This window comes from Adhaeretor mobilis, from assembly GCF_007741515.1.
GTDB lineage: Bacteria > Planctomycetota > Planctomycetia > Pirellulales > Lacipirellulaceae > Adhaeretor > Adhaeretor mobilis.
The window spans coordinates 3,904,363-3,923,939 of record NZ_CP036263.1 but is presented as its reverse complement, the minus strand read 5'-3'; the positions used below and the strand labels follow the sequence as shown (position 1 = coordinate 3,923,939).

The 19,577-nt window shown below is 55.9% G+C and carries 16 protein-coding genes; 14 read left to right on the top strand and 2 right to left on the bottom strand.

Annotation, left to right across the window (positions count from 1 at the left end; translation table 11 throughout):
- The first annotated feature begins 172 nt into the window (after positions 1–172).
- The 4 genes from HG15A2_RS15440 to HG15A2_RS15425 all read left to right on the top strand — a co-directional run bounded on the left by HG15A2_RS15440 (position 173) and on the right by HG15A2_RS15425 (position 4,587).
- Entirely contained in the window at positions 173–2,095 is a 1,923-nt protein-coding gene (locus HG15A2_RS15440) for a thioredoxin-like domain-containing protein (RefSeq protein ID WP_145061080.1), read from the top strand.
- Positions 2,096–2,257: 162 nt separating this feature from the next.
- Positions 2,258–2,530, top strand: a complete 273-nt coding sequence (locus HG15A2_RS15435) for a hypothetical protein (protein ID WP_145061079.1) — start codon at positions 2,258–2,260, stop codon at positions 2,528–2,530.
- 263 nt (positions 2,531–2,793) lie between these two features.
- The gene (locus HG15A2_RS15430) at positions 2,794–3,597 is read left to right on the top strand and encodes a BON domain-containing protein (protein WP_218932001.1); all 804 of its coding nucleotides are present in this window, start codon (positions 2,794–2,796) and stop codon (positions 3,595–3,597) included.
- A gap of 396 nt (positions 3,598–3,993) precedes the next feature.
- Positions 3,994–4,587, top strand: a complete 594-nt coding sequence (locus HG15A2_RS15425) for a hypothetical protein (protein ID WP_246117753.1) — start codon at positions 3,994–3,996, stop codon at positions 4,585–4,587.
- Here HG15A2_RS15425 and HG15A2_RS24140 read toward each other — a convergent pair.
- Positions 4,584–4,751: a hypothetical protein gene (locus HG15A2_RS24140; protein ID WP_218932000.1), complete on the bottom strand. Its 168-nt coding sequence runs from the start codon at positions 4,749–4,751 to the stop codon at positions 4,584–4,586. The two genes, HG15A2_RS15425 and HG15A2_RS24140, sit on opposite strands and share 4 nt — an antisense overlap.
- A gap of 24 nt (positions 4,752–4,775) precedes the next feature.
- On the opposite strand from HG15A2_RS24140, the gene HG15A2_RS15420 reads away from it, so the two are divergent.
- The 10 genes from HG15A2_RS15420 to HG15A2_RS15375 all read left to right on the top strand — a co-directional run bounded on the left by HG15A2_RS15420 (position 4,776) and on the right by HG15A2_RS15375 (position 18,596).
- Positions 4,776–7,223, top strand: a complete 2,448-nt coding sequence (locus HG15A2_RS15420) for a tetratricopeptide repeat protein (RefSeq protein ID WP_145061077.1) — start codon at positions 4,776–4,778, stop codon at positions 7,221–7,223.
- Positions 7,224–7,238: 15 nt separating this feature from the next.
- The gene (locus HG15A2_RS15415) at positions 7,239–8,042 is read left to right on the top strand and encodes a MotA/TolQ/ExbB proton channel family protein (protein ID WP_145061076.1); all 804 of its coding nucleotides are present in this window, start codon (positions 7,239–7,241) and stop codon (positions 8,040–8,042) included.
- Positions 8,043–8,235: 193 nt separating this feature from the next.
- A complete protein-coding gene (locus tag HG15A2_RS15410) occupies positions 8,236–8,664 on the top strand; it encodes an ExbD/TolR family protein (RefSeq protein ID WP_145061075.1) in 429 nt (142 codons plus the stop codon).
- A 96-nt stretch (positions 8,665–8,760) separates the two neighbouring features.
- A complete protein-coding gene (locus HG15A2_RS15405; RefSeq protein ID WP_145061074.1) occupies positions 8,761–10,569 on the top strand; it encodes a prenyltransferase/squalene oxidase repeat-containing protein in 1,809 nt (602 codons plus the stop codon).
- Between the two features lie 221 nt (positions 10,570–10,790).
- Positions 10,791–10,970, top strand: a complete 180-nt coding sequence (locus HG15A2_RS15400; protein WP_145061073.1) for a Sec-independent protein translocase subunit TatA/TatB — start codon at positions 10,791–10,793, stop codon at positions 10,968–10,970.
- Positions 10,971–11,029: 59 nt separating this feature from the next.
- Entirely contained in the window at positions 11,030–11,455 is a 426-nt protein-coding gene (locus tag HG15A2_RS15395; protein WP_145061072.1) for a twin-arginine translocase TatA/TatE family subunit, read from the top strand.
- Positions 11,456–11,620: 165 nt separating this feature from the next.
- Complete coding sequence (locus HG15A2_RS15390; protein WP_145061071.1) at positions 11,621–12,886, top strand: class II aldolase/adducin family protein; 1,266 nt, start codon at positions 11,621–11,623, stop codon at positions 12,884–12,886.
- Between the two features lie 142 nt (positions 12,887–13,028).
- Positions 13,029–13,823 (top strand): SDR family NAD(P)-dependent oxidoreductase, encoded by a 795-nt coding sequence (locus tag HG15A2_RS15385; protein WP_145061070.1) that lies wholly within the window; start codon positions 13,029–13,031, stop codon positions 13,821–13,823.
- Positions 13,824–13,981: 158 nt separating this feature from the next.
- Positions 13,982–17,143, top strand: a complete 3,162-nt coding sequence (locus tag HG15A2_RS15380) for a PSD1 and planctomycete cytochrome C domain-containing protein (protein WP_145061069.1) — start codon at positions 13,982–13,984, stop codon at positions 17,141–17,143.
- A 73-nt stretch (positions 17,144–17,216) separates the two neighbouring features.
- On the top strand, positions 17,217–18,596 hold the full coding sequence (locus HG15A2_RS15375) for a DUF1501 domain-containing protein (RefSeq protein WP_145064093.1): 1,380 nt from the start codon (positions 17,217–17,219) through the stop codon (positions 18,594–18,596).
- Positions 18,597–18,614: 18 nt separating this feature from the next.
- On the opposite strand, the gene HG15A2_RS15370 is transcribed toward HG15A2_RS15375, so the two are convergent.
- A complete protein-coding gene (locus HG15A2_RS15370) occupies positions 18,615–19,391 on the bottom strand; it encodes a creatininase family protein (protein ID WP_145061068.1) in 777 nt (258 codons plus the stop codon).
- Between the last annotated feature and the right edge of the window lie 186 nt (positions 19,392–19,577).

The window sequence follows — 19,577 nt, the reverse complement described above, 5'->3', positions numbered from 1 at the left end:
ATTTCACGTCCTGCTGCGGGATTGACGCTAACAGGAGCGGATCGGACTAGCCCCGGTTCGACGTGGACCGCTATAAAGAGAGGTTCAACACCTTAATGGCGGCAAACGGTTTTCTTCCGGGAAGAAAAGCCTTCTTGCTGGGAAATAGAGAATTCAGGGAACGAGATATAATATGAATGCGACTACTATTCACGCGGTTGGAATACTCCGCCGACCGGTTTGCCAGCTAACTGTGGCTCTGGGCATGCTCGCCCTTTGTGCGGGTATCGCTCAAGCTGCCCCTTCGGTGGCAGATGCCCTGAAGCTCAAGCCCGTGCAAAACCAGGTGGATTACGATACTCCGGAAAGTTCCGACATCGAGAAGTGTGCTATCAAGGCAGAGAAAATCAACGGCATGACTGCCTGGGTTGTCCGTGGGCCCAATGGCAACGTATTGCGTCAATTTGCCGACACCAACGGCGATAATGTCGTGGATGCTTGGAGCTACTTCCTCGATGGCCTGGAGGTCTACCGAGACATTGACGGCGATTTTAACGGCAAAGCAGACCAGTATCGCTGGTTCCAGACGGCCGGTTCTCGTTGGGGATCCGACAGGAATGAAGACGGCAACATCGATTCCTGGAAGCTCATTTCTCCAGAAGAAGTCGCTGAGGAAGCGGTCGAAGCGGCCCGCAGCAGAAACCCAGCCCGGTTCGCACGATTGCTCATTACCGAGGCGGACCTCAAAGAACTGGGTATGTCAAAAACGCTAGCAAACCGCATTCGCAAACGAGCCAGCTCCTCTGCGGGGGCTTTCAAGGCACTGGTCCAATCAGGTGACGTGGGCAAACAAAGCACATTCAGCGACTTCGGTGGGATGCGCCCCGGCATGGTGCCTGCCGGAACCTTAGGGCTGAAAGGCGACTTGCTGGTCTATGAGAACGTATGGGCCATGGTTTCCGACGGCCAGAAGCACGAGCAGCTGCAGCTCGGTACGATGGTTCGCGTGAACGATTCGTGGAAGTTGATCGACGGCCCAACCATAGGGTCTACACAGCAGGCTGCCGCACCGATCTTCTTTGATACCGGCGGAGGCGGAGCAGCGCAACAAATGGCTGGCGGAGGAGAGGCTGCTAGCGATGAAGTGCAAGCAATCCTTGTCAAAATGGAGAAACTAGATGTCGCCATGGGGAACGCTTCGCCTACGAGCTTGAAGAAGCTCATCGCTGAAAGGGCTGATGTGCTTGAGGAACTTGTAGCGAAATCATCGCCTGGCGAAGAGAAGGAGCAGTGGCTGCGTCAATTGGCAGACATGCTTAGCGCCTCAGTACAAGATCGCAACTACCCCGAGGGAGCGGACCGTCTAAAGCGCTGGGTCGATCATCTCGCCAAGGAAAAAGCCTCGAAAAACATCCAAACGTACTTCATCTTCCGCAGTATGCAGGCAGACTATGGTGCGGCATTGGCAGCACCGAAAGCAGACTACTCCAAGGTGCACTCTGCCTGGCTAAAGCAGTTGGAAGCCTTTGTCGACAAGCACGGCTCCAGCGAACACGCCGCCGAGGCACTCTTGCAACTGGCCATGGCAAGCGAGATTTCCGGTGAGACGGAGGAGTCTCTTGAGTGGTACGACCAGCTCGCCAAGAATTTCCCCAACAGCCAACAGGCTCGTAAAGCCAAGGGGGCAATGACTCGTCTCACGTCCGAAGGGAAGGCAATTTCGCTGAAGGGGAAAACCGTCGATGGTAGAGATATCGATTTGAAGATGTTCCGAGGTAAGCCGGTCGTCATCCAGTACTGGATCAGTAGCTACAAGTCTTGCAAGGCGGAGCATGCCGTATTGAAGGACTTGTACGGCAAGTTTGGCGGCAAGAACTTTGAGGTAATCGGCGTGAATCTTGACTACACACGTCAGGAAGTCGAGCAGTACTTGAAATCAAACCCGCTGAAGTGGCCCCAAGTCTACGAATCGGGCGGCTTCGATAGCCGATTGGCGAATGAGATGGGCGTGAACATCTTACCGCTCATGATGGTTGTCGACGCCAATGGAAAGGTTTCCAATCGCAGCGTGCAAGCAGCCGAACTGGAGACTGAGCTGAAGAAAGTCATGAAGTAGGCTCAGCTTGAAACCAGCATCGAGAATAAGATAACTAGCTGGCTAGCGTGCCAGAATCAGAAGGATCGATATTCAGATTGACTGACGCTGATCGCTGCACTACGATCCGCAGCCCCGCGTGATTTCGTGTTTCTTCTTCCTGCTTTTCTGTTACGGCCCAGCATGCAATCTGAACTCGCTCTGCAACTTCTCTGGCTCCTTGTCCATGCTCTGGGGCTGGTTGCTGCTTGGGGAGTTCGGGCTTCGAATGGTTCCCGTTTGGAAACCTTGGGCCAGGTGTTCTTTCTCTTCAAGCTCGCAGTCATCGCTCTAGCGACACTTGCAGGGCACGTATTCTGTTGGCCCTTGTGGACGGTTTCTGCCGTAACTTTGGGGCTAATGATCGTTGCCGTGCTGGTCGAATTCGGCGGTGTGGAACGATTCGCGACCGACTGATTGCTGCCTGGCAGGATTCCTAAACTGCGCAGTTTACGATCCAGAGCAGAATCATCGTCAAAATCGGAAAAATACTCCTTCTCGCTACTCTCGATTGCCGAAACCTTTCTTCTGAGTAGTTCCTGCTTGCGCGACGCGGACGATCAATTGTCCAAACTGCCTGAGCTGCGACTGCCTGCGGAACGACTCATGTCTTTTCGCGAAACTATGCCATGCACACGAGTGCACGTCGGCTGCGAGGGGATTCGCGACCGAAAAAACACGTGGCTCGACCTATCTTGGAGGGGATGATGCGAAAACTATTTTTCAGCCTTGCGATGGTTGCCACACTCGCGTGTGTTGCCGCGCCGGCAGTTGCCGATGCCGATGCAGATCGCAACTCAGCACAGAAGATTGCAGAAACAATCAAGGGAAGCGGCCAGCTTGAAGACTTTCGCGTTGGCGTGAAGTACCAGGATGGCGTTGCCTGGTTGCTAGGCAACGTGACCGACGCGCGGCAGAAAGCCACTGCAGAACAGCTAGCAATACGCTGTGCCGGTGTCGAAAAAGTGGTCAACCGTTTGAAGATCACCGGACAAGGAAACGGCAGCCCTGAGAACACTGTTGAGCACCAACAAGCTAGCAACATCCAGCCTACCTCCGCGATGCAGTCGGTAGGCATGCCACAAGCACTCCCAATGCAGGCTCGCCAAGCGGCACCACGCAACAACATGCCTCGTCCGTTTGCCAGCCGTGCTGGGGGCGGAGTTCAGCCTGTCCAGTACTGCCCCCCCGGTGGCGGAATGGGCGGAGCCCCAATGGGTCAAACCACCATGGGACCGATGCCTGGTGGCGGCCAGACGAATTACGAAAACCCACAGATGCCCGACTACGCTTGGCCAAGTTATGCTGCCAACCCTAACTACGCGGCCCTGACGTATCCCAAGCAGTACTCTGCTTCCGCTTGGCCCTACATCGGCCCGTTCTATCCTTATCCGCAGGTCCCGCTGGGCTGGCGCAAGGTGACACTCGAATGGGACGACGGTTGGTGGTTTCTCGACTTCAAGGACTGCAAAGACTGCCACTAGCAGCCCGTACAGTTACGAAGCAAGAGACCGAAATTTCGCATCCGACCCCTCGCAAGCTCTATGCCTGCGAGGGGTTTTTCGTAGTCCTACCGCAAATCCAAGATAGTCTCACGAACACTGGCCCCGGAGGCGAGTTACCTCGGCTCTCGGCTTATACAATCGAGGATCGCCAGCCCGAATGCTTGCGTACCCCTCGGGGTGACCTTTGCGTAATTCTCGACTCGTTACCTGCTGAAGGACTGCTAGCAGGCCTTAGTCTCGCTTTTTTCGGAATAATCCGATTTACCCGCAAGTCTTGCCCAAACTATCTCGATAACTATTCACAGTGACACAGCGCATGGTGCGTCGGGTCGCCACGGAATTGGTCCAAAAGCCTACAAGATTCAAGGTTATTTGATGGACAGCACAAAACGCTTTTCACTGCTTACTCAAAAATCGCTAGCGGCAGCGCTAGTACTCGCCTGCCTGAGCAACACCGGTTGCTTCTGGGGCCTAACTCAATTTGGGCCTAATATCGGATTGCTCGCGCTTCCGACGCCAGTCAGCCCTTACTTCCAAAAACAAAAGGAAGATGCCTTTTGGGAGCATGAACGCTACGATCGGGCACCGATCCTAGGCCCGCTCACTTCCGGCACAATCATCGCTTTAGATCCGCCTTCGGACGATGAAGTCATGCGTGCCTTGGAAAAGGCTCAGCCCGTAGAGGGTGGCATTCCCTTCTTGTGGGAACGTCAACGTAACGACGTACGCATCGTCAAGGAAAAGATTGCCGACTACATCGATCCGCCACGCGTTTATCCGATGATCGGTCCTGCTCAGCAACACCATGCTCATTACAAATGCACCGTCTATTACGAAGACGTTCGCCGCATCGGCTGGCCTGTTCCGCACACGCTGCGAGACGAGGACGCCCGCGAGGTGATCTACGTCGACCATAACCATCTTCACATGGTAGGCAATGTCGATTCGGGTGCTTCCGGTCCCTACTAGTGAGTAATCGAGTTCACCGTGCGAGCTACACTGGCACGAGCCCGCGAGCTACGCTTCGCACGAATATTGAACTGCTCAGGTGGCTCGGGAGTTGCTTCAACGGCAGCAACCTCAGCTGAGGTAGTGCAAACCGGAAAATTGAACGGCTTGCTGAGACTTCTCATTGGAAGTTTCAGCAAGCTTATTCTGTGTTATTGAAGCCCACGGCGGCGACCACCATGCCATATACGCATCACCTGAGACTATTGCTAGTCTATGCTTGCGTGGATTTGTGCGCCAGTTCGGTGGGCCTGGCCACAGAGGTCGATAACACGAAGTTTGAGCAAGCTCGCTCAGCCTACGTAGCTGGCCAATGGCAAGAATCGCTCCTCGCGTTTGAGGGCTGCCTGCAAGAGCCACTTGGCCCTGTAGAAAGTGCAGCCGCTCAGTTCTTCGCGGCTGAAGTGGAAACTAAGCTAGGCAAATTCGCAGAGGCCGAAGCTCGCTACAACCGGCTGATCGCATCGGAAGTAAGCCAACCTTATTTCTCCTACGCACTCTTCAGATCGGCTGAGGCCGCTTGGCGAGCAGAGGACCCGGCCCGTGCCAAGCAAAGGCTCTCTCAATTTCTACGTAGCGAACAAGAATCCCACTACGAGCCCTACGCATTGCTGTTACAGGGCGAAATCGCTAGCAGCGAGGCAAACTGGCGAACAGCAGTAGCTGTCTATCACAGACTAGTTGAGGAATTCCCCACCAGCGCGTTGCGCTCGAAGGCGCAAGTTGAGCTGGCGAGGGCCCTGCTTGAGTTGGGGCAATTTGATGCTGCTATCGCATCCGCAAATCACGTTATAGAACTCCAGCGAGAACCTCTGGCCTGTAACGCCCTATTGCTGGTCGCACGAGCTCATTTTCTAGCCCAAGACTATCGCTTAGCCATCGAGGCACAGGAGAAACTTACGCGCCGCTTTCCCAATGCTGAAGAAACTCGCCAAGCGACGCTAGTCGCTGGTTGGGCGCACTGGAAGTTGGAAGACTACCAAGCGATTCGCCGGCTGCCCTCCCAAACGAATGCAAAAATAGCTTCCGACCCGGAAATGCTCCTCCTGCAGGCTATGGCCGACTACGCATTGGAAGATTGGGAGCTGGCGAGCAAGAAATTCGCAGAGGTTGCCGATCTCCTTCCGCAGCGCACCCATGTGCTTTACTACGCCGGGGAGTGTTCGCGTCGAGAGAACGACTTGGCAGCGGCCAGTGTGTGGTTGGAAAGACTACTCCAGGTAGACTCCCAAAGCCCCTGGGCCGACGATGCGTTGTGGTCACTCTCACAAATGGCTGCCAGCGAGGGTGATCTGGTTGCCGCGGCACGGCGGACAAATCAGTTGAGGGAGCAATTTCCTGACAGTCCCTACGCTTCTTCGCAACTTGCTCAACAACACAGCGAGCGAGCACATCTCTACATGGAAGCAATCAAGCACCAACGCGACGGGCGGCACGGAGCTGCCTTGGCTGCGTATCGCCAACTTGAGGCGCAAAGTCAACCGCCCGGGACGGCCTTCGGAGAAGTTGCTTGGCAGCAGGGGAACTTACTTTCTCAGATGGGCATGATTGCCGATGCCCGAGACTGCTACGAGCAAGTTGTTGCCGGCGGCGCGACAAATCGCCGAGTTGCCGACGCGCAGTTGGCTCTTGCAAGACTCGATGAGCAGTCTGGTCAATCGGAAGATGCCTCCGGTCGCTACAAGACCGTGAGCGAAGATTTCCCAGGCTCGCTTGCGGCGCAGGAAGCTCGCTTCCGACTCGCAACGCTTGCCGCCGAGACGGGTAAAGCCTCGAAGGCAGAAGCCTGGATCAACGAGTTGATTACCCATTCGCAAGCACAGGGAAGCCAACTGAGCGACAATCTGCGAGCCGGAGAACTACATCAACACGCATTGGCACTATCCATCAAGTTAGCTGCGGAGTCAGAAGATTGGGCAGTGGTGCGAGAGCGCTCTGCTAGGCAATTGGAACAAATCGCCGAGGGTCCGCTTCGCCTCGCAGCAGAGTTTTGGCTTGCCGAGAGTGAGTTCCGGCTAGGCAACGACGAGGCAGCCGAGGCGGCCTTCCAAATCGTTGATCGACGCGCCCACAGTTTCAACGCGGCTTGGGCGGCGATGGCGCCGCTGCGGCTCGCACAATTGGCTGCTCGCAAGGCACGATGGCAACGTGTGCTCTCGTTGCTTGAAGACTTTGAAGAGCAGCATCCGGAGTTTGCCCTCATTCACGAAGCAGATTACCTGCGCGGCCGGGCCCTGGCCGGCCGGGGGGGGATGAGCGACGCCCGAGCAGCTTATCGCAAAGCGATCAACAACCCCATGGCGCTCGACTCGGAGACCGCCGCTCGCGCTCAGTGGATGATCGGCGAGACGTACTTTCATCAGGAAAACTACACCAACGCAAAAGCCGCTTACAAAAAGGTCATCGACAAGCACCGCTACCCCCAGTGGCGCGTGCGTGCCGCTCTGCAAGCGGGTAAGTGTTGTGAACTGCTCGAAGAATGGGAACTCGCCCAGAGTTTCTACCAGGAAACGCTCGCCAAGGATTCGCAAGTCACAGCAAGCGACGAGCTAGCCGCACGACTCCGCTGGACTCAGCAGCACTTGAGCAAGAAATAGAATCGCGAGAACAACATGAACGTTCCCAATACCAAACCGATATTCCGCTACGCTTGTGGTTTTGCCGCACTAGCCCTGCTACCACCGGCCACCGCCTTAGCGCAAGAACAAGCCAACGCAGCTGCCGAAGCAATTCCCACTACGAGCCTATGGGAAATGCTACTCGCGGGCGGACCGTTGCTCATTCCGATTGCCGTCTGTTCGTTCGTGCTCCTGCTTGCCGTTTTTGAAAGGCTCATGAGCTTGCGCCGCAGCCGCGTTTCGCCGCGTTTGTTTGTAGAGAGATTCTTACTGCAAATCGAGGAAGACGCCCTGGGGCGCGAAGAAGCACTCAGGCGTTGCCGAGAAAATCGAAGCCTCATCGCTGAGGTCTTCGAATCGGCCGTTCGCAAGTGGGGCAAACCGGCTGTGGAAGTCGAGCAGGCGGTACTCGACGAAGGAGAACGCGCCACGAACCAAATGCGGCGATTCCTGAGAGTTATCAACGGAGTGGCCACCGTTTGCCCGTTAATGGGACTACTGGGAACTGTGTGGGGCATGATGGAAGCGTTCAACGCAATTGCCGGCAGCTCAGCCATGGGGCGGCCCGAATTGCTTGCCGGCGGTATTAGTGGTGCATTGCTCTCGACCGCTGCCGGCTTGTTCGTAGCGATTCCTGCCTTGATTCTGTACCTGTTCTTTGTGGGACGCGTGGACATGCTCACCATGGAGATCGATCGCAAGGGGCAGCAACTGGTGAACCTGATTTCGGCTGAAGGAGTGGAAGATCGTAAGAACCGACCTAAACGTACGAGTGCGGTGAAGAAGAAAGCAGCTTAAAAACTAGAGCATCAGAAGAAAGCGAAGCACTCACATCCTACATTGCGCCACGGTGCTAGCACCGCGATGCAAGCCACACGGGCAGTGAATCGTCAAACCAAAATTGAAAACGGATTCGGTAGGAATCCTCACCAGCAATTTTCCGGCGGGCTGTGAGCCCGCGGCTATTTTTGAAACCTAGTTTAGAAATTCGATGCCCTTAAAAACGCAACATGATGAGCAGCCGCAGATCAACCTCACGTCGATGATCGACGTGGTGTTCTTGCTGATTGTGTTCTTCATGGTGGCCACGAAATTCACGGAGTTAGAACGCGATATCGAATTGCAGCTCCCCGAAGTTGCTCAGGCGAGCACGCTGACGGCAAAGCCTGATGCGCGTCAGGTAGTTGTTCTCTCCAGCGGTCAGATCACACTCGATGGCGAGGAAGTCCAGCCCGAACAGCTTACCCGTCAACTTGCTGCGGCTCGGGAGGAATACGCAGCCCTGGCAGTGGTTATTCGCGGCGACGGCTCGTGCGAGTACCGCTACATCGCTCAGGCCATGGCGGCCTGTAAAGAGGCGCGGATCACCCAACTCAACGTAAGCGTGCGTCTTGCGGCTGGGACGACGACAACACGCTAGCAGCATTTTGGAAACCCTTCGCCATTAACCTATCACGTTACGCCGCGGTGATTGTAACGTGATGCTATTGGTATTGAACAGCACAGGAACGAGCCTTTGGTCGGCTACTTCACAATCTGGATGGCTCTGTGGGTTGTGCTTGGCGCGATCACGGTGACGCTGGTCGTGTTGTTTCGCACCCGCTGGCGTGATGTGCGCGCTTGGAAAAAGTGTGCGGTGCTCTCGCTGTGGGTCCATGTCTTGCTGGCCTGCTTCGCCATGATGATTCGTATCGTGTCTGGCTCCGCAGGGCTGGGCCCTGAGGAGTCCATTCGCATCGCGGTAGCCATTGAGACGATTACCGAACCCGCCGAAGTGGTGCCCGAAGAGTCCGACCCAGAAGTTCCGCCGCTTGAGGAATCAGCCGATCCGCCCCTGGTCGCACCGGACGAAATTCCATTGCCCGAGGAAATCACTGAGCCTGCAGAAAGCGCGCTGGACGAAACCATCGAGAAAGTAATCAAAGAAACGGTTGAACAAACGGCTGAGGCTTCCACCCCACCCTCCCCTGCCCCACCGCTTGAATCGCCACAGTTGCTAGCGCCCCCCGAGCCTGCTCCAGAAGCAGTTGCCCAAGACGAACCAGAGCCAGCACCGCCAGAAGAAACGGTCGTCGAACAGACATCGAAGGAACCTGTAGAGCAACGTACAACTTCGCCAGAGCCGTCAACGCCGCGAACCCTACCGGTTCAACGAGCTAAAGCACGCCCTCAGATCTATCAACAGCGATCCCAGGAAAAACGCGCTGAAGCACTCGCTCGCGGTGGGGGTAACGAAGCAAGTGAAAGGGCGGTTCGCTCTGCGCTCGCTTGGCTTGCTGGTGCCCAATCACGAGAGGGCCATTGGAACGCGTCGCGGCACGGCGCAGGCACTGAGGAGGTTGTCCTCGGGCACAATCGCCACGGAGCCGGGCTCAAGGGCGATACAGGCATCACGGGGCTAGCGTTGCTGGCCTTTCTTGGTTCGGGACACACGCATCAACAAGGACCCTACGCGGTACAAATCGATCGCGCACTCAATTCGCTGAAGCGAGTCCAGGCACCTAACGGTGCGTTGCATGGCGACGCACAAATCTTTGCCCGCATGTATTGCCATGCGATGGCTTCATTCGCCGTGAATGAAGCACTCGCCATGAGCGATGACCAGGCACTGCTGCCCGTGGCAAGTCGAGCAGTGAGTTACTCGCTCGCCGCTCAACATCCGGTGGATGGGGGGTGGCGCTACCGACCGGGCGACGCTGGCGATACGAGCCAGTTGGGGTGGCAACTCATGGCGCTCAAGAGTGCGGAACTTGCCGGAGTCGATGTGCCGGAAACGACATGGACACGCATCGATCGTTTCCTACGTCACGTGCGACGAGGCCAATACGGCGGGCTTGCTTCCTATACACCCAATAGTCGCCCCTCACGGACAATGACCGCTGAGGCGTACTTTTGCCGCCAGTCAATAGCAGCACGTTATCGAGGCGGCATTGCCGATTCGGCCGCAGCCGAGGCAACCGATTCGTTACTGAGGAGTCTGCCCGGCAGAGGGAAGCAGAATCTCTACTTCTGGTACTACGCCACGCTTGCCCTGCACCATGCCCAAGCGTCCATTGATTTGCCAGAGGAGCATCCTCACCGTCAGGCCTGGGTGAAGTGGAACAACGCACTGGTAGCGGAGTTGTTGACTTCACAGAACAACGATGGCAGTTGGCCAGCCGATACGGTGTGGGGTGGGTACGGCGGGCGGGTTTATACGACGTCGATGGCCGCCTTATGTCTGGAGGTCTACTACCGCTATGCCCCAGTCAGTGAAACGCCGCAGCAAGACGCTCGCCCGCAAGTAGCACGCCCCTGGCGGGCTGGTGGGGCTGGTCGGAGGTGATTCTCAGGCAGACAAACACTAGGAAACACGGTTGCTAACGTTCTCTCGTTTGACTTGCACCCCAGTGACAGTAAAATTAATAGCGTGCGATCCACTGCACTCGAAATCATTGCCAGTACGGGAATTAGGTAAAAAGAGAGCCCAAGTCCGGCCGCACCCGTAGCTGCCCTACAGTAGTTGGCTTGCCGCTACGTTACCGCCTCCTGAAGTGAGAGTTTGCCATGTTTACTCCCGGTCCACTGCAATTGTTTATCGTTGGTTTGATCGTTTTGCTCCTGTTCGGAAATCGTCTTCCTTCAGTGATGCGCTCTCTCGGCGAAGGGATCACTGAGTTCAAGAAGGGCGTGAGCAGCGATGATGAGGGCAAGAAGATCGAGGAAAAGACAGAATCCCCATCTTAGTTACTTGCCCACCGCGATGATTTCCAACGCACTGTTTGATTTTGAGCTGACCAAGTTTTATGGGCACTGACCCGATCACATTTCCGTTTCTCGCCTTCTGGAGCCCCGGACCCACGGAGATGTTGCTCATCGGCGTGATCGCGCTGCTGCTCTATGGCGGCAGGCTACCCGACGTGGCGAAAGAGTGGGGCAAGACTTTTAGCGATCTTCGTCGTAATCTCACAGGCGTACAAAACGATTTCCGAGAAGCGTTCAACAGCGAACCGGATTCTCCGCGTTTAGAGTACCACCCCGACTTCCGAGACGACTCGCTGGACGAGAACACGCTCTATGAAGATGCGTCGGTCGACGAGGCTGTTGTCGATAAGGCTGGCGCCGAAGAGATGGTCAATAACGACATGGAGCTCCGCGGCGCGCTACCCAGTGTAGACTCGAGCGCAGAGGCCCAGCGCGACCAAACACGCGACGAGGCCTCGAGCACTTGAAGTCCCGAGCCTGGGTGACTCTTCCCTCTCAAAGGTTCGCTGCTGTTTCGAGCCTCACAAGAAGACACTTTGCAGGGTGGAAGCAACGATGAGCGACTCGCACTCGAGCTACCGTAGGAGAGAAGCTTGTCGCGTCAATTAAAAAGGGGCCCACGAGAGGCTATCGTGGAAACACTTTCACGCGTCTATCAGCGTGGAATGACCACTGCCTCTGGCGGCAATGTTTCGATCCTTGATGAGAACGGCAAGCTTTGGATCAGCCCAGCGCGGCTCGACAAAGGAAAGCTCCGCCCACAGGATGTTGTCGAAATCGGCAACAATGGCGATGCTGGTGAGGGCCAGCGGCAGCCATCTTCTGAGTTGCCTTTCCATCAGGCAATCTACCAAGTGCGCCCAGATATTCACTGTGTGTTACACGCTCACCCCAGTGCACTGGTTACTTTCAGCATCGTTGAGCAAGCACCCGACACCAGGGTGATGCGACACGTTTATCGGCTGTGCGGTGAGGTGGCATTCACAAAATTTCGTATGCCCGGTTCGCCCGAACTGGGGCAAGAAATCGCCCAGGCCTTTGCAGCCGGTGCCAATTGCGTAGTTTTGGAAAATCACGGTGTAGTCGTAGGTGGGGCGACTCCGGAGATTGCTTACCGACGCTTTGAGGCATTGGAGAGGCTCTCGCGAATCCTCATTCGGGCCGCTGCGATAGGCAAACCGAAGGCACTTAACAAGCAGCAATTGCATAGGCAGGGCGAAGCGATTCCATGGGAGAGAGGGGAGCAACAGGCAAAGCCTTTGCTTCGCGAGCAAGAGTTGCGGGGTGAGCTGTGCGAATTCGCTCGGCGGGGATACGAACGCAATCTCCTGGTCACCGCCGCCGACGTCCTTTCCGTACGCATCGACGACGCGGCATTCTTGATCACTCCAGCGGCAGTTGATTGGCGTGACTTATATGCCGACGACATGACATCTGTACGAAGCGGCATCGCCTACGGACGATGCGAGCCGAGTGATGCCGTCACTTGTCACCGGGCGATTTACGAAACAAACCCGGGTATCTCAGCTATAGCCCATGCCCACCCAGTGAATGTGTCAGCGTTTAGCCTAGGCGACGTTCCCATTGAGACCGATGCGTTTCCCGAAAGCCTACTCGTATTGCGTGATATCCAGCAAGCGCCGTTTGAATTACCCTTTGAATCGCCGCACGAGCTGGCACATCTCGTTTCCCCTAAACGTCCAATAGCGATTCTTGCCAACGATGGGGCATTAATTACTGGGAAGGGCCTCTTGGATGTATTTGATCGCTTAGAAGTCTTGGAAGCCACAGCGGAAACACTCATCGATAGCCGGGCATTGGGACCAATCAAGACGATCAATCGCGAGGCAATTGATTTTTTGCGCAATGCATTTCCCGACGCCTACGGTGCCAATTGAATGCCCGTGCGTCATTTCCTCGATGAGATGAGCGTTGCACGACATATCGCTCTAAGTGGTTAACTACTAACGAGAGCCCGCGCAGCTTATACTGACTCGCTACTGGATTCCTTAAAACAATCAATCTACGATAAGACTTGTGATGGCCGAGATCGCCCCAAACCCTGCTGGTAGTACTTTCGACCACCTTTCACTTGAAGGTCGGGTGGCGCTCGTCACAGGTTCAACCACTGGGTTGGGCAAAGCGATGGCGCGCAGTCTCGCTAAAGCAGGGGCCAGGGTCGCGATCAACTATGCAAACAATCAACGACGAGCGGAGCAGACGCTTACGGAATTCCGTGAAGCAGGCCTCCAAGTCGAGCTCTTTCGCGCAAGTGTCATCGATCCCGAAGAAGTGCAGCGTTTGGCCGATGAGGTTCGCGATGCGCTGGGCCCCATCGACATCGTTGTGATCAGTGCGACACCCGAGCAGCCGCTCAAGCCCATCGAAGAGTACGACTGGGAGTTTTACGCACAGTTGCTTGATTTTTTCGTCAAGAGCCCGTTCTTGCTGGCCCAAACACTGCTCCCCCACATGAAAGAGCAGCAGTGGGGACGGATCATCAATATCGGTAGCGAGGTGTTTCATCAGGCGTGGCCCAATTTCAGTGCCTATGCTGCCGCGAAGGGCGCCCAGCATGGTTGGACGCGTTCCCTGGCGACTGAACTTGCTGCCGATGGCATTACCGTCAACATGGTCTCACCAGGTTGGATCCCCGTGGAACGCCACGAGAAAGATCCTCAAGAAGACAAGGACGAATACCTGACGAAAGTCCCCGCAGGACGATTCGGTGTGCCCGACGACCTAGCCGGGCTGATCTCGTTCCTAGCAGGCGAGAGTTCGTCGTTTATCACCGGACAAGACATCCTTGTGAACGGCGGCAAGATTGCCCCTTAGTTCTCCCCAATAGCATTTCATTCCAATCGGATCCTAGGCAGTTGTCGCAGCGATCACCTCACCTTCGATGGGCAAACACGCACCAGCTAGCGAGGCTGGCTGTGCGCTCATTGGTCATCCTTGCAGGTTGTAGCTTCTTATTGTCCACAAGTTTCGCTATGGGAGCTCAAGTAGCCGAGCAGCCAGACTTTTCTGATGCGGATATCGAGTTCTTCGAGAGCAAAGTGCGGCCGTTGTTGGTTGAGCAATGCTACCAGTGCCACAGCTCGCAGAGTGAAACGATTGAAGGAGGCCTGCGTCTCGATTCGCGAGCTGCGATCCTGGCGGGCGGCGATACGCAACCCGCGATTGTTCCAGGCGATCCCGATGAGAGCCTCCTGATTGATGCAGTGGAGTATGGTGATCTCTACGAAATGCCACCGCAGAACAAACTTCCTGACGCTAGCCTTGCTGTGCTGCGGGAATGGGTCCAACGTGGCGCGCCCTGGCCTCAAGAAGAGCTTGCTGGAGGGGGCACGCACGTCGAGGCATTCGATCTGCAAAAGCGAAAATCCGAGCATTGGGCTTGGCAGCCTTTACGAAATCCAGCTCTGCCGAACGTAGTAAAAAGCTCCTGGGTGAAGCAACCACTGGATCGCTTTGTGCTCGCCAAGCTCGAAGCGGAAGGGTTGTCTCCGGCGGATCGCGCGCAGCCACATACCCTCTTGCGGCGGGCTTACTTTGATTTGATTGGTTTGCCGCCTTCTCCGAAGGCAATCGCGGAGTTTGCCGCGGACTCGTCTCCCGATGCATTCGCGCATGTTGTCGATCAACTCCTTGCTTCGCCCCAGTTCGGTGAGCGATGGGGCCGGCACTGGCTCGATTTAATGCGCTACGCGGAGTCTCGTGGGCATGAGTTTGACTACGACACTCCGAATGCTTGGCAATACCGAGACTACGTGATTCGTGCACTCAACGCCGATGTTCCCTACGACCAATTCGTGACCGAGCATATTGCGGGCGATTTACTTGATCCACCGCGTAGGAGTTCTCAAGGAGCAGACTCTACGAAACACCGTAACGAATCGATCCTTGCGACTGGGTTCTGGTATCTGGGTGATTGGATTCACTCGCCAGTGGATACTCGCAAGGACGAGGCCGACCGCATCGATAACTCGATTGACGTGCTAAGCAAAGCCTTCCTGGGGCTTACCGTTTCCTGCGCGCGTTGCCACGATCACAAGTTCGATGCAATCTCTCAAGAGGACTACTACGCATTGGCAGGCTTCTTGCAAAGCTCCTGCTATCGGCAAGTCCGTTTCGAATCGTTGGAGCACAATCGCGAGATTGCCAGCCGACTCGACCAGCTACAAGGCGAATACGCCGGAAGAATTGCAAAACTTACAAGCGAGGGGCTGCTCATTTCAGCGGATGAGATGGAAGCAATCTTGCAAGCTGCTCAAGTTGAGTTTGCATGTGACAGTTCTGAGCCCACCACGCAAGGTCACCCGAAAAGCAAGCTGCCAATGTTGCCGGAGACTTCGCAGTTGGTGATCGACTTCGAGGACCCAGCCGCTCCCTGGTATACGGATGGCCCCGCCTACGGCGCAGGTCCCTTGCGGCGCGGGCAGTTAGTGCTCGGTACTGAAGGAACTTCAACGATTGCAGAGGTAGTCGGCCGCGGGCAGGCGCGTCTGCGACCTGATCTCGCTGATCTCACGATCCCCGCGGAGAGCCAGACGGATCCCGCGAACTCCTCGAGTAAGGAGGAGGCTCATCGAAAAAATTGGGACCAGCGTCCTGGTCGGGTGCTACGTACTCCGCTCTTCGAACTCCGTGGCGGAAAGGTCTACTATCTCCTGCGGGGAGCAGCGCAGGTCCAGGTTGTCGTGGACTCTCATCGACTCTTACATGGTCCGCTGCATAGAAACACAATCAAAACCTTCAAGAATGCCGACCGATGGCGCTGGGTTGAGCATGACCTGCGGGCCTATCGCGGGCATCGAGTTCATGTGGAGATCAGCCCCAATCAAGACCATCCCTTAGAAATCGCGATGGTAGTTGAGGGGGATATCGCCCCACAGTTGCCAGCTGGTACTACTGATACGAAGCCCAGCCAGTCAACCCTTCGCGAGGCGTTGCGCTCGCTCGTTGAGGGCACGCTCGACGAGGACGAATCACATCGCAAGATTGCGGATTGGATTTTGCAAAATCCACAACATTGGCCAGCCGCTAGTCGCATGAAAGTCGAGCAAGCGCTTGCTGAATACCAACAGCGGCGACAGCATGTCTTGGAAGATTTGCGGCGGGCGTCCGCACTTGCCCCAGCTATCTGGGACGGTGATTCAGAAAACGAGCAGCTACTCATCCGTGGTAACACACGCACTCCTGGTCCGTTGGTCGAGCGGCGATTGCTGAGTGCAATCGCAGGGGACCAGCAGACCAAGATTACCAGTGGCAGCGGCCGACTGGAATTGGCAAACCGGATGCTAGACGAGGGTAACCCATTCCCAGCACGCGTCATGGCTAATCGCATTTGGCATCATCTCACTGGTCGAGGGATCGTTCCATCTGTTGATAACTTTGGAGTTCTCGGCCAGGCGCCAACCCACCCTGAGTTGCTTGACAATTTGGCGTCGCGTTTCATTGAATACGACTGGTCGATCAAGTCACTCGTGCGCGAGATCATGCTCAGTCAAACCTACCAGATGTCGAGCATTTCGAACTCTCACGCAGCCGAACAGGACCCGCAGAACTTGCTGTTACACCATATGCCTATTCGACGACTACAGGCAGAAGCGATTCGCGATTCCATGCTCAAGCTTGCTGGCCATCTCGATTCACAGCAATTTGGACCAAGCGTGCCAACTTATCTGACGAAGTTCATGAATGGTCGTGGGCGTCCGGCTCACAGCGGGCCGCTCGACGGGGAAGGACGTCGTACGATTTATATCTCTGTACGGCGCAATTTCCTCTCTCCCTTCATGCTCACCTTCGACACCCCTCAGCCTGTCGGACCCTTGGGACGTCGCAGCGTATCCAACGTGCCTGCCCAGGCACTGGTTCTGTTGAACGATCCGTTTGTCGCACAGCAGGCTCAGCGCTTTGCCAAGCGACTCATCGAATTAGAAGGCGATCAACGGCGGCGCATCGACCGGCTGTATCTCGAAGCTTTTGCTCGCCTACCAGAAAAATCCGAAGCGGCAGCCGCTCAGGATTTTCTCGTGGTGCAAGCTGCGCAGCATCAGGCGATCGCAGGCAAGAAATCGGTTCCCGAAGAAGCCTGGACGGATTTGTGCCACGTGATCTTCAATGTGAAGGAGTTCATCTACCTCGATTAGTCGAGCGTATTGCCCATCCATGACCCAGTTCCCCTGCCATCGACTTGTGAGTCCTCCGCTTACGCGTCGTGCCATGCTACACCAAGCGGCATGCGGCATTGGTGGCGTTGCGCTCTCCGCGATACTGGCGGAACAAGTCCAGGCCGCCAACCTTGCTGAGCCAACCGATACCTACGGTACACACTTCAAGCCGACCGCTCGTAATGTAATTTTCCTCTACATGGATGGCGGCCCCTCGCAAGTCGATACCTTCGATCCGAAGCCCCTGCTTTCGCGAGACAACGGCTTGCCCTTTAAGATGAAGATGGAACCGACTCAGTTCGACAACAATGGATTCACGCTCGGCAGTCCTTGGAAGTTCAAGCAGTACGGCCAGTGCGGCACCCCGGTCAGCGAGTTGTTTCCACACATTGCCCAACATGTCGACGACATGGCCGTCATTCGTTCGATGACCTCGGATTTCTCTGAGCATACCAACGCCAATTACTTTCTGCACACGGGTAGCGGCCTGCAAGGCCGTCCCAGCATGGGGGCTTGGCTGAGCTATGGGCTGGGCAGTGAGTGCAAAGATTTACCTTCGTTTGTCGTGTTGAACGGTGGACTGATTCCGCCCGGTGGGCTCGATTGCTTCAACAGTGGCTTTTTGCCAGCCAGCCATCAGGCGAGTATTTTCCAGGCGGGCGCTACTCCCCTGGCGAATGTCGTGCCGTTGGAGAAGCGACCTAGCTTGCAACGCAGTAAGCTTGCGTTGCTCAGTCAGCTCGATCAGCATCGCCTAGCTCGATTGGGAGCCAACGATGCGATCGAGTCGGCTATCGCGAACTATGAACTCGCCTTTCGCATGCAGGCTTCTGTGCCGATGCTGGCCGATACTTCCGACGAGACGCAGCGCACGCAGAGTATGTACGGCTTGGATAGCAAGAATGAGCACACTGCAATATTTGGTCGCCAGTGCCTTCTCGCACGACGACTTGTTGAACAAGGCGTTCGCTTTATTGAGTTGACCTGCCCGCAGACAAAGGGCAACGACCGTTGGGACCAGCACGGCGATCTCTTCAAAGGACATACGGAAAATGCGCTAGCTGTCGATCAGCCCATCGGAGCTTTGCTAAGCGATCTCAAGGGGCGCGGGATGCTCGACGAGACATTGGTCGTTTGGACAGGAGAGTTCGGGCGTACCCCGTTCGCGCAAGGAACCAACGGACGCGATCACAATCCATTCGGATTTAGCCTGTGGATGGCCGGTGGCGGCGTGCGGGGTGGTGTCATTACCGGTGCTACCGACGAGTATGGGTACAAGGCAGTCGAGAATAAGCGAAGAATGCACGATCTTCACGCCACGATGTTGCACTTGTTGGGCGTTGATCACACACGACAGACCTACCGCTTTAGTGGACGTGACATGCGCCTGACCGATGTGCATGGCGATGTGATCGAAGAAGTTATCGCTTAGAAAACGTACCCCTGTAGCTCAATCGACATAAGGCAAATCTCCTTTTTTCGCCTTTGCCAGTTCCACGAGCAATTTTGCAATGCAGGTAACGACTGCTTGCAAATACTTTTCGCCCTTCGCAGCTGTTGCTTGGCGGGGATCTCCGCTGCCAGTATCAGAGTGTACACGCGACCACGGTCGCGGCGTCCACACACCCGGTTGTGCGAGGCCATCGATTGCAAATGGCGTGCGTGGCCCTTCGCCTGCATGATCGAGTTCAACAAGTTCTGGGCACAGGTGAAGCAGCAGGCTCGTTTCCATTTCGTCCGCGTGATCGCCGGGCAGTTCGAAGAGTTTGGCCTTAACTTCGGGAATCAGTTGAAAGAAGTTGGTAACCACAATGAGCGAGCCGTGCTCGCTTTGCAAGTCGCGCACCAAGGGCTGAAATTGATTGCCGCCGTGGGCGTTGAGTATTACTAGCCGGTCAATGCCCTGGCTCTTGAGCGAGCGTACCACATCGCCAAGGATCGCCAGTGCTGTGGTCGTACGAATGCTCACAGCACACACTTGGTCTAACTGCTGTTCGTCGTTGCCAAACGGGATCGTTGGCAACACAACAACCCTCGCACCCGACTGATGAGCTTGCTCAGCCGCTTGCTCCGCAATAGCGCTTGCTTCGATTACATCGGTGCCGTAGGGCAGATGCCAATTGTGGGCTTCGGTAGCGCCCCAAGGAAGAATGGCGACGGTGGGAGGTTCGGCGGACAGTTGCCTGTGATTGGCTTCCATCAGCAAGTACGGGCGTGGTTCGCTCAAGCTGTCGCTCCTATGTTCTAAATAGCAGACGGATCTAGTCTCGCCGATCTCTCTCGCTTCGGTAGAGTCGCCTACTCAACTCAATGTACGCAAATCGAGGGCTCTGATGACGCACAGCATTAGTAGAATATCAAGGGCACATCCGATATGATAGCTCTTCCAATCGATGAATCCATTCCACCCCGT

Bases quoted from the DNA above. Each gene is read 5' to 3' on its own strand.
- HG15A2_RS15385 (WP_145061070.1), top strand. From the start codon at position 13,029: ATGGCCGAGATCGCCCCAAACCCTGCTGGTAGTACTTTCGACCACCTT.
- HG15A2_RS15425 (WP_246117753.1), top strand. From the start codon at position 3,994: ATGGACAGCACAAAACGCTTTTCACTGCTTACTCAAAAATCGCTAGCG.
- HG15A2_RS15395 (WP_145061072.1), top strand. From the start codon at position 11,030: ATGGGCACTGACCCGATCACATTTCCGTTTCTCGCCTTCTGGAGCCCC.
- HG15A2_RS15435 (WP_145061079.1), top strand. From the start codon at position 2,258: ATGCAATCTGAACTCGCTCTGCAACTTCTCTGGCTCCTTGTCCATGCT.
- HG15A2_RS15400 (WP_145061073.1), top strand. From the start codon at position 10,791: ATGTTTACTCCCGGTCCACTGCAATTGTTTATCGTTGGTTTGATCGTT.
- HG15A2_RS15440 (WP_145061080.1), top strand. From the start codon at position 173: ATGAATGCGACTACTATTCACGCGGTTGGAATACTCCGCCGACCGGTT.
- HG15A2_RS15375 (WP_145064093.1), top strand. From the start codon at position 17,217: ATGCTACACCAAGCGGCATGCGGCATTGGTGGCGTTGCGCTCTCCGCG.
- HG15A2_RS24140 (WP_218932000.1), bottom strand. From the start codon at position 4,751: ATGAGAAGTCTCAGCAAGCCGTTCAATTTTCCGGTTTGCACTACCTCA.
- HG15A2_RS15380 (WP_145061069.1), top strand. From the start codon at position 13,982: ATGGGAGCTCAAGTAGCCGAGCAGCCAGACTTTTCTGATGCGGATATC.
- HG15A2_RS15410 (WP_145061075.1), top strand. From the start codon at position 8,236: ATGCCCTTAAAAACGCAACATGATGAGCAGCCGCAGATCAACCTCACG.
- HG15A2_RS15415 (WP_145061076.1), top strand. From the start codon at position 7,239: ATGAACGTTCCCAATACCAAACCGATATTCCGCTACGCTTGTGGTTTT.